General features: G+C 71.6%; 8 protein-coding genes and 1 pseudogene. 4 read left to right on the top strand and 5 right to left on the bottom strand.

Annotation, left to right across the window (positions count from 1 at the left end; all coding sequences use genetic code 11):
• The 4 genes and pseudogenes from HNR30_RS31505 to HNR30_RS31490 all read right to left on the bottom strand — a co-directional run.
• A pseudogene (locus HNR30_RS31505) lies at positions 1-484 on the bottom strand (transposase); the annotation flags it as partial.
• Positions 485-680: 196 nt separating this feature from the next.
• Positions 681-1253 (bottom strand): dihydrofolate reductase family protein, encoded by a 573-nt coding sequence (locus tag HNR30_RS31500; protein WP_181613675.1) that lies wholly within the window; start codon positions 1251-1253, stop codon positions 681-683.
• Position 1254: 1 nt separating this feature from the next.
• Complete coding sequence (locus HNR30_RS31495; protein ID WP_181613674.1) at positions 1255-2070, bottom strand: alpha/beta fold hydrolase; 816 nt, start codon at positions 2068-2070, stop codon at positions 1255-1257.
• Between the two features lie 53 nt (positions 2071-2123).
• A complete protein-coding gene (locus HNR30_RS31490; protein WP_181613673.1) occupies positions 2124-2846 on the bottom strand; it encodes an AraC family transcriptional regulator in 723 nt (240 codons plus the stop codon).
• A gap of 355 nt (positions 2847-3201) precedes the next feature.
• Between HNR30_RS31490 and HNR30_RS31485 the strand changes: the two genes are divergently transcribed.
• The 4 genes from HNR30_RS31485 (at position 3202) to HNR30_RS31470 (ending at position 7256) form a co-directional block, all read left to right on the top strand.
• A complete protein-coding gene (locus HNR30_RS31485; protein ID WP_181613672.1) occupies positions 3202-3900 on the top strand; it encodes a hypothetical protein in 699 nt (232 codons plus the stop codon).
• A 195-nt stretch (positions 3901-4095) separates the two neighbouring features.
• A complete protein-coding gene (locus tag HNR30_RS31480) occupies positions 4096-5445 on the top strand; it encodes an FAD-binding oxidoreductase (protein ID WP_181613671.1) in 1350 nt (449 codons plus the stop codon).
• A complete protein-coding gene (locus HNR30_RS31475; RefSeq protein WP_181613670.1) occupies positions 5438-6334 on the top strand; it encodes an RNA polymerase sigma-70 factor in 897 nt (298 codons plus the stop codon). Before HNR30_RS31480 ends, HNR30_RS31475 begins: the two co-directional genes overlap by 8 nt.
• Before the next feature lie 67 nt (positions 6335-6401).
• Positions 6402-7256, top strand: coding sequence for a protein kinase family protein (locus HNR30_RS31470; protein ID WP_181613669.1), 855 nt, complete (start codon positions 6402-6404; stop codon positions 7254-7256).
• On the opposite strand, the gene HNR30_RS31465 is transcribed toward HNR30_RS31470, so the two are convergent.
• Positions 7216-8424: a cytochrome P450 gene (locus HNR30_RS31465; RefSeq protein ID WP_312894769.1), complete on the bottom strand. Its 1209-nt coding sequence runs from the start codon at positions 8422-8424 to the stop codon at positions 7216-7218. The genes HNR30_RS31470 and HNR30_RS31465 overlap by 41 nt on opposite strands.
• Positions 8425-8431: the final 7 nt, after the last annotated feature.

Genomic DNA, 8431 nt, shown 5'->3' with positions numbered 1-8431 from the left:
CCAGGGCGAGCACGGCCAGGGCGAGCACGGCCAGGGCGAGCACGGCCAGGGCGAGCACGGCCAGGGCGAGCACGGCCAGGGCGAGCACGGCCAGGGCGAGCACGGCCAGGGTGATATGCCGATGCCGGGCCTTCCAGCCGCGCACCGGATACCCGCGCTCTTCACCAGGGCCATCAGCGGCCGCGCTGCGGTCGGTCCCGCCCAGATTCACCCGCCGGTTGCCCGCGATCGCCAGCACGTAGCTGATCCCGCGCTGCTCCAGCAGACCGCGCAGGCGCGGGGCTTGGCCGGAGACCTCATCACCGCTCACCCACTGCGCCGGCAGCCCGGCATCCAACGCAGCGTCGATCATCGCTGCGGCCAGGGCGGGTTTGGTGGCGAACGCGGCTCCCTCGGGCACACCTGCGCCACGGCGGGGTTCGGGTTCGGCCAGCCATGAATGCTCGGGCAGGTACAGCCGTCGGTCCACCACGCCGTTACCACGCAGGCCCAGGCGCCCTTGGGTGGACTTCGAAGGCCCGATCGAGATCAGGTGCTGGCCGCGAGCTGGGTGCCGACTACGGGGCCGGGCTGAACGACTGCACTACAGCGGGGCGTAGAGCGAGCTGGGTGTCCTGCGCACTGCCGGCGGTGCGCAGGATGGTGCTCGGTGACCGTCAGAACCGGTTGGCGGCGGGGCCTCAGGACTCCACGGTCCGGCGGCGGTAGACCGTGAGCAGGGTGCTGTCGCCGTACACCGTCGCCTCGCTGAGCGTCCACGCGGTCTTGTCCGGTGTCTGGGCCCAGAGCCGGCGGCCGTGGCCGAGGACGAGTGGTGAGGCCATCAGGTGGATCTCGTCGATGAGGTCGAGGGCCAGGAGGCTCTGGGCGAGCTGGATGCTTCCGGCCACGGAGATCTCACCGTCGACCTCCTGCTTGAGGCGCGTCACGTCCTCGGCCAGGTCGCCGCTCAGCACGGTGGTGTTCGACCATTTGGGGTCGGTGAGGGTGCGGGAGACGACGTACTTGGGCATGGTGTTGTACTTGTCGGCGAGTTCGCCCTCGTACTGGGGCCAGGCCGCGGCGAAGCCCTCGTAGGTCTTGCGTCCCAGCAGGAGCGCCGCGGCCTGGAGCGATTCGGTCTCCTTGTAGCGTTCGCCGTCGGGTCCGCGGTCGAACTCGAAGGTCCAGTTGGGGTATGTGAAGTCCTCTCCGCCGGGCGCCTCCACGATGCCGTCGATGGAGATGAACTCGGTGAGCACGATCTTTCCCATGTCAGTTCTCCCTGATGAAGGCGCGCAGGGCGGCGGCCAGCACGTCGGCGGTGGTGGAGTGCTGCTCACCGGGCACCGGCGCGAGGGTGGCGGTGGGCAGGTGGGCGGCGATGGCGCGGGAGCCGGCGGCCAGGGCCGGCCAGGTGTCGATCCCGTGCATCACCAGGACCGGGACGTCGATGCGCTTCCACAGTTCGGGGCGCAGCGGCCTGCCGGAGAGGGTGTCGCCGACCTGGCGGCCGTCGTAGGCGATCGTGGGCGCGATGGCCTCGAGCCCGGCCCAGAAGTCCTGCCCGCGCATCCCGGCGACTGCCTCTTCTGGCATCATCGCCGCGGCGGTCAGGAACAGGGCGACCGCGTCGCCAGGCCGTCCGGCGGCGATGGCCGCGTCGAGGCGCTCGACGTAGTCGCCGGGCAGCGGGGGGCGGGCGTCGTCGACGGCCGCGTTCGGCTCGAACAGCGCCAGGCGGGCGATCGGCACGCCGTCCTGGGCGGCGTTGAGCGCGAGATTGCCGCCGGAGGACCAGCCGAACACGGTCGCCGGACGCCCCTGTCCGACCTGCTCGATGATCGCCTCAAGGTCCTCGAACTCGCGCTCGACGACATAGGGCGGGGTGTCGCCGCTCTCGCCGCGACCGCGCCGGTCGTAGGTGATGACCAGGAACTCGTCCGCGAGCAGTTCCGCCGTCTCCTGGTCCAACGGGTTCGCGGCGCGGTAGGCGGTCGCGCCGTCGATGATGACGATCGGGTCGCCCGCACCCCACGCCGAGTAGGCGATGGTGGTGCCGTCAGCAGAGGTAACGATGCCTTCTGGCATGAGAATCGGCCCTTCATAGTGTGCGCGGTGGCGGTCACCGCACGCACACGACGTTAGGAGCCGGCCGGGTCGTCCGGCTTGTACAGAAGCGACAGGGGATCGGCGGCGGGATCCGGCTGCCGCAGTTGTGTGGCGGTCCGGCCGATGAACCGTTGCAGGGAACGGGCCAGGTGCGGCTGGTCGTAGAAGCCGAGCCTGTGCACGACGTCCAGGGCCGGGACCCCCGCCCCGAGCAGCACCGCCGCCTCCCGCGCGCGTTCGATCTGGCGGATCGCGCCCTGGGTGAGCCCGGTGGTGGCGGCCACGCGGCGCTGCACCGCCCGCGACCCGACCGGGGCGGCGCCGCCCCGCACCACCTCGTCCACCAGCGGATCACGTACCAGCACGCCGGCGCGCACGAGCTTGCCGACGAGCAGCTCCGCGTCGTCGAAGCCGGGGATCTGCCACTCCTCGCCGCGCAGGAGGAACGTCCGTTCGCTCACGTGCGGGCTGTCGCGGCCGCCGTCGACGAGCGGGCCGATCGGGAGGTGGGGCATGGAGGCGCCGTGCGCGAAGGTGATCCCGAACGACTCCGAATCGCCCACCGACTCGGCGATCGACGCCGTCGTCTCCGGGCCGCGCACGGCGGCGTGCATGACGCCTTGCTGCTCCCAGAAGACCAGCTCCCAGGTGGAGGTCGCGATCGAGGTCAGCTGGTCGACCCCGGAGGTACGGCCGCGCCAGACGCGTGCCACGTAGGGCGAGTCCGACGCGCGGTGGTCACTCTCGATCGGCATTGGTCCACCCCCGTGGCTGGTCGCCGTGCGCATGCGGTCGAAGGCCGCCCTCTCCGCGCGGGGCGTGTGCCTTCGCCGCCGTCGGCAGTGAGCGCTGTGCTCGTCCTGTACGAGGTCGATTCTGCCTCATGGGGCGAATGCCGTTCGCGGCCTCCGCGTTCTGGCGACGGTGGACGGCGGGTACGGCGAGCTCCGTGATCGTGACCAAGGGGCAGTTCCGGTCCCGCAACAGCCGACGTCCGGCATGCACGCCGCCGAACCCGCCGGCACGGCGATGCCCGTCACGTCATGACGAACTGCAACGCGGAGCCCGTCCGCGGCGATAGCCGTACAACAGCCCAAAACGGGGGGCACCATGTACGGCACGCGCCACATCGTCGCGAGCGTCATCACGTTGTCCGTGCTTTCCTGCGCGGCCGCCATCGCCATCGACCGGTCGATCCTTCCCGACGCCGAGTCCGGCATGCTCTGGCTGGGCATCATCCTGCTCATCCTGGTCCCGGGAGCCTGGCTCGTGCGCGGCCTGCTCCACCGCGCCGCCGGCTCCGCCCCGCCCAGCGAGTGGAGGGTCTCCGTCCGCATCGGCGTCAACCAGGCGGCCCGGGTGCCCTTCCTGGAGATGGTTCCTGTCGGGGAGCCCGAATCCTCCCGGTGGCAGCGGGTCATGTGGGCTCCCGCCTTCGCCGAGATCCCGCCCGGCACGGTCCTGACCGCCCGGGTGGGCGGCCCGCGCCCCTTCCGGCGCGCGGTCGTGGAACTGCCGGACGGCACTCGCCTGGCGCCCGCGGGCAAGCTGCGCCGGCGGATGTACACGGGTTTCGCCATCGAGCCGTACGTCCTGCGCCGGCCCAAGGGCTTTCCCCTGCCGCACCACCTGTACGTCGTCATTCCCGCGGGGCTGTGCGTGGTGAGCGCGTTCCTGCTCGAGGGAGACCTTTTGGCGGCGACGATCTTGCCCCTTCTGCTGTTCGGTTACCTCATCCACCTGTGGGGGTGGTACGGCGGGCTGCCCATCGGGGTCCTGGGCAAGGCGGCACCGGACTCGGAGGAGTAGCAGCGGTGGCTCGTCGGGTTCGCGTTCGAGCGTGTTCGAGGTTCTAGGGTTCGCTGTCAGGACGACGACACGGAACTGGATCATCACCGGATCCGCGCCCGTGTGGTCCAGTTCACACCCGCCCCGTGTCACAGCCGCCAGGTCACCGGCATCTCATGGTCGACCGGACACGAACGCGGACCACTGGAGCCCTTCATGAACGCACTCTTGGACATTCTTCGCCGTGACTTCGGCGGCGAGATCATCGAGCCCGGCGCCGACGGCTATGCCGACGCCGGCCGTACGATGCTGGTCGCGGGCAGCCCCGCCTGCGTCCTGCGTTCCGCCGGTGTGGCGGACGTGCGAGCCGCCGTGCGGTTCGCGGCCGAGGCCGGGCTGGTGTTGTCGGTGCGCGGCGGCGGGCACGCGTTCGCCGGCTTCGGCACCAACGACGGCGGCGTGGTGATCGACCTGGGACGGCTCGACGGCGTGGAGGTCCTTGACGGCGACGTCGTGCGGATCGGCGGCGGCGCCACGTGGGGTCAGGTCGCGGACGCCCTGGCCCCGCACGGGCTGGCGATCTCGTCGGGTGACACCAGGAGCGTCGGCGTCGGCGGGCTGACGCTGGGCGGCGGCATCGGGTGGAAGGTCAGGAAGTACGGCCTGGCCCTGGACAACCTGCTGGCCGCCGAGGTGGTGGTCGCCTCCGGCGAGGTGCTGCGGGCCGACGCGCGGGAGAATCCGGAGCTGTTCTGGGCGCTGCGGGGCGGCGGGGGCAACGTCGGTGTCGTGACCGCCTTCGAGTTCGCGGCGCACCCGACCACCCGTGTTTTTCATGGCACGATCGCCTTCCCCGCGGCCGAGCTGGCCGGGGTGCTGCAAGGGTGGGCGGCTCAGATGCGCGGGGCGCCGGAGGAGCTGACCTCCATTGTGAGCTTCGCCAACCCGTTCGCGGGCGGGCCCGTGGCGCCGGTGGAGATCCAGGTCGCCTTCGACGGTGACGACCCGGAGCTCGCGGCCAAGGCCGTCGACCCGATCCGCGCCCTGGGCACGGTGGTGAGCGACACCGTCGTGCTGCGGCCGTACGCGGACGTCCTCGTCGAGGGCGGCGCGGCGCCTGCCGGCATCCGGCTGCTCACCCGCAGCGCGTTTGTCGAGAGCGGATCGGTGCGCGAGGTCCTGGGCGTCCTGACCGAGGTCGGCTCGTCGCAGGGGTCGCCGTTCCTCGCGGTGCGCAGCGTCGGCGGCGCGGTCTCCCGGGTGCCCGTCGACGCCACGGCCTACGCCCACCGGCGGGCGGAGCTGATGGTGGTGACCACCGTCGCGGGTCCGGCCCCGGTCGTCGAGGCGGCGCGTGCGGGCCTGGAGGCGGTCTGGGCCAGGCTCGCTCCTCATGTCAGCGGCGCCTACGCCAACTTCCTCGCCTCGGCGTCGGAGGACGACATCGCCGCCGTCTACCCGCCGCGCACCCACCGGCGGCTCGCGGCGATCAAGCACAGGTACGACCCCGCCAACCTGTTCTCCCAGAACCACAACGTGCGACCGGCGGGAGCCGATCATGAGTGAGGGCACCGGCCGGATGGACGCGGCGACCCAGGGGTTCGTCGCCCACCGCAACCTGCTGTTCACCGTCGCCTACGAGATGCTCGGCTCGGCCGCCGACGCCGAGGACGTGCTGCAGGAGACGTGGCTGAAATGGGCCGGCGTCGATCTCGGCGCGGTGCGGGGCCAGCGCGCCTACCTGGTGCGGATGGTCACGCGTCAGTCTCTGATGCGCCTGCGCACGCTCGGGCGGCGCAAGGAGTCGTACGTCGGGCCCTGGCTGCCGGAGCCGCTGCTCACCTCGCCCGACGTGGCGGAGGACGTGGAGCTGGCCGACAGCGTCTCGATGGCGATGCTGCTGGTGCTGGAGACGCTGTCGCCGACCGAGCGGGCGGTGTTCGTGCTGCGTGACGTGTTCGACCTGCCGTACGACGAGATCGCCGAGGCGGTCGGCAAGAGCGCGGCGGCGGTGCGCCAGATCGCCCACCGGGCGCGGTCGCACGTCACGGCGCGCCGGCCGCGCGCGGGGGTCTCCCAGGACGAGATCCGCGGCGCGCTCGAGGCCTTCCAGCGGGCGGCGGAGACCGGCGATCTGCAGGGGCTGCTCGGCATCCTCGCGCCCGACGTCGTCTTCCTGGGCGACGGCGGCGGGGCCGTCCAGGCGGCGCTCACTCCCCTCGTGGGCGCCGGCCACGTCGCCTGGCTGGCGGCGCGGTTGTCCAGGTACGGCGTCGCGGCGTTGCGGCCCGCGCAGATCAACGGGCATCCGGCGCTGGTGCTGCGGGTCGGCGGTGAGGTCGACACCGTGTTCGCGGCCAGGGTGGAGGGCGGGCTCATCACGGGGCTGTACGCGGTGCGCAATCCCGCGAAGTTGTCACGCGTGGACCACGAGACGACGGTCAGCCGCAGGTGAGCCCCGCCCGGACGGTCCCGGGAAAACGAGTTGAGCCCGGCATCGTGTCCGGCGCACAATCCCGCCCATGGATCGAGCGCGGCCGGCCCGCTTCTCCGAGATCTCCACCGCCCTGCAGCTCATGAGCGACGACCGCCTCGCCAAGGCGCTGACCACGGCACCGGTCAACGGCCGGGGCATCGGCGGCGCCACGTTCGTCCTCGAGGTCGGGGCGGCGGAGGTCTTCGTCAAGAAGATCCCGCTCACCGACCTGGAACTGGCCCACCCGAGAAGCACGGCGAACCTCTTCGACCTGCCCACCTTCTACCAGTACGGCCTCGGCTCCACGGGCTTCGGCGCCTGGCGCGAGCTGGCCACGCACGTGATGACCACCAACTGGGCCCTGGCAGGCGACTATCCGGGCTTCCCTCTCGCCTACCACTGGCGGGTGCTGCCCGGCCCGGCGGGCGGCGACTACGAGGACATCGACGAGACCGTCGCCTACTGGGACGGCGACGAGCGCATCCGCCGCAGGCTCCAGGCGATCGAGGCCTCGGACACCAGCCTGGTGATCTTCCTGGAGCACTTCCCCGCCCTGGCGGACCGCACGGCGGAGCGGCAGTTGCTGGAAGGGGCCGCGTTCATGCGCAGCCGGGGGCTGGTGCACTTCGACGCCCACTTCCACAACATCATGTCCGACGGCGAGCAGGTCTACTTCACCGACTTCGGGCTGGCGCTCAGCGAACGCTTCGACCTGTCACCCGAGGAGCGGGACTTCCTCGGCCGGCACTGGGACTACGACCGGCTGACCGTCGTCGCCCAGGTCGATGAGCGGGGCGACACCGCCCTGTTCATGAAGGACTTCCATCGCAGGCTCATCAGGGAGAGCAAGCGCACGCCCTTCACACCGCCACCGGAAGCAGGCCGGGGCCGCGAAGGTTGATGCGGCCGTTCCACGTGACCTCGCCGTCGAGGGCCAGCGCGGGGAAACGCTCGACGAGCCGCCCGATGGCGACCCGGCCTTCCAGCCGGGCCAGGGCGGCGCCCAGGCAGTGGTGGGGCCCGGCGCCGAAGGACAGCTGGCTCCTGGCCTCGGGCCGGTCGATGCGCAGCCGGTCGGCGTCGGGGCCGAAGACCCGCTCGTCGCGGTTGGCCGAGGCCAGGGCGGCGATGACGAACGCGCCGACCGGGATCTCCCGCCCTCCGGCGGTGTACGGCTCGCGGGTGATGCGGCGGGTCTGCTGCACGGGGCTGTCGTAGCGCAGGAACTCCTCGATCGCGTTGCCCGCCACGGAGGGGTCCGAGCGCAGCAGGGCGAGCTGGTCCGGGTTGCGCAGCAGGGCGACGACCCCGTTGCCGATCAGGTTGACCGTGGTCTCGTGTCCGGCGACGTACAGCAGCACGACCTGGGCGACGAGCTCTTCGTCGGTGAGCCTGTCGCCGTCGTTCTCGGCCGAGATCAGGGCGGTGAGCAGGTCGTCGGCGGGATGGTCGCGTTTCCAGGCGATCAGCTCGCGGGTGAGGGCGGCCAGTTCGGCGCCCGCCTTGGCGATGGCCGCGAGGGTCTCGTCGTCGGCGACGATCTCCAGCGAGCGCACGAGCAGCCCGCTGAGCTCGCGGATGCGGGCGTGGTCGGTGGGCGGCATGCCGAGCATCTGGGAGATGACGGCGAAGGGCAGCGGGAAGGCGAGGGTCTCGACCAGGTCGACGCGCTTGCTCTCGGCGATCTCGTCCAGGGCGGCGTCGACGAGTGCGGTGACCTCGGGTTCGAGCGCGGCGACCTTGCGCGGGGTGAAGACCTTGGCCACCAGGGAGCGCAGCCGGGTGTGGTCGGGCGGGTCGCGGTCGAGCATCGACAGGCGCAGCACCCGGCTGCCGAGCTGGTCCATCTGCTCCTGCTGGTCGCGGACCAGGCCCCCGGCGACCAGGCTGTCGTCGACCGACAGACTGGCGCGCAGGATGTCCGACACGTCGCCGTGGCGGGTGAGCAGCCAGAAGCCGAACGGGTGCTCGTGCACGGGATCGAGTTCCCGCATGCGCGCGTAGGCCGGATACGGGTCGTCGGCGAACCCCGGCTCGAGCGGATTGAACAACAGCTCCACAACGCTCACCTACTCA

It is taken from the genome of Nonomuraea soli, from assembly GCF_013761175.1.
Lineage (GTDB): Bacteria > Actinomycetota > Actinomycetes > Streptosporangiales > Streptosporangiaceae > Nonomuraea > Nonomuraea soli.
This window is presented reverse-complemented; position numbering and strand designations above follow the sequence as displayed.

Excerpts from the sequence above, each read along its gene's own strand:
- HNR30_RS31495 (WP_181613674.1), bottom strand. The coding sequence starts at position 2,070 with ATGCCAGAAGGCATCGTTACCTCTGCTGACGGCACCACCATCGCCTAC.
- HNR30_RS31490 (WP_181613673.1), bottom strand. The coding sequence starts at position 2,846 with ATGCCGATCGAGAGTGACCACCGCGCGTCGGACTCGCCCTACGTGGCA.
- HNR30_RS31480 (WP_181613671.1), top strand. The coding sequence starts at position 4,096 with ATGAACGCACTCTTGGACATTCTTCGCCGTGACTTCGGCGGCGAGATC.
- HNR30_RS31475 (WP_181613670.1), top strand. The coding sequence starts at position 5,438 with ATGAGTGAGGGCACCGGCCGGATGGACGCGGCGACCCAGGGGTTCGTC.
- HNR30_RS31500 (WP_181613675.1), bottom strand. The coding sequence starts at position 1,253 with ATGGGAAAGATCGTGCTCACCGAGTTCATCTCCATCGACGGCATCGTG.
- HNR30_RS31470 (WP_181613669.1), top strand. The coding sequence starts at position 6,402 with ATGGATCGAGCGCGGCCGGCCCGCTTCTCCGAGATCTCCACCGCCCTG.
- HNR30_RS31485 (WP_181613672.1), top strand. The coding sequence starts at position 3,202 with ATGTACGGCACGCGCCACATCGTCGCGAGCGTCATCACGTTGTCCGTG.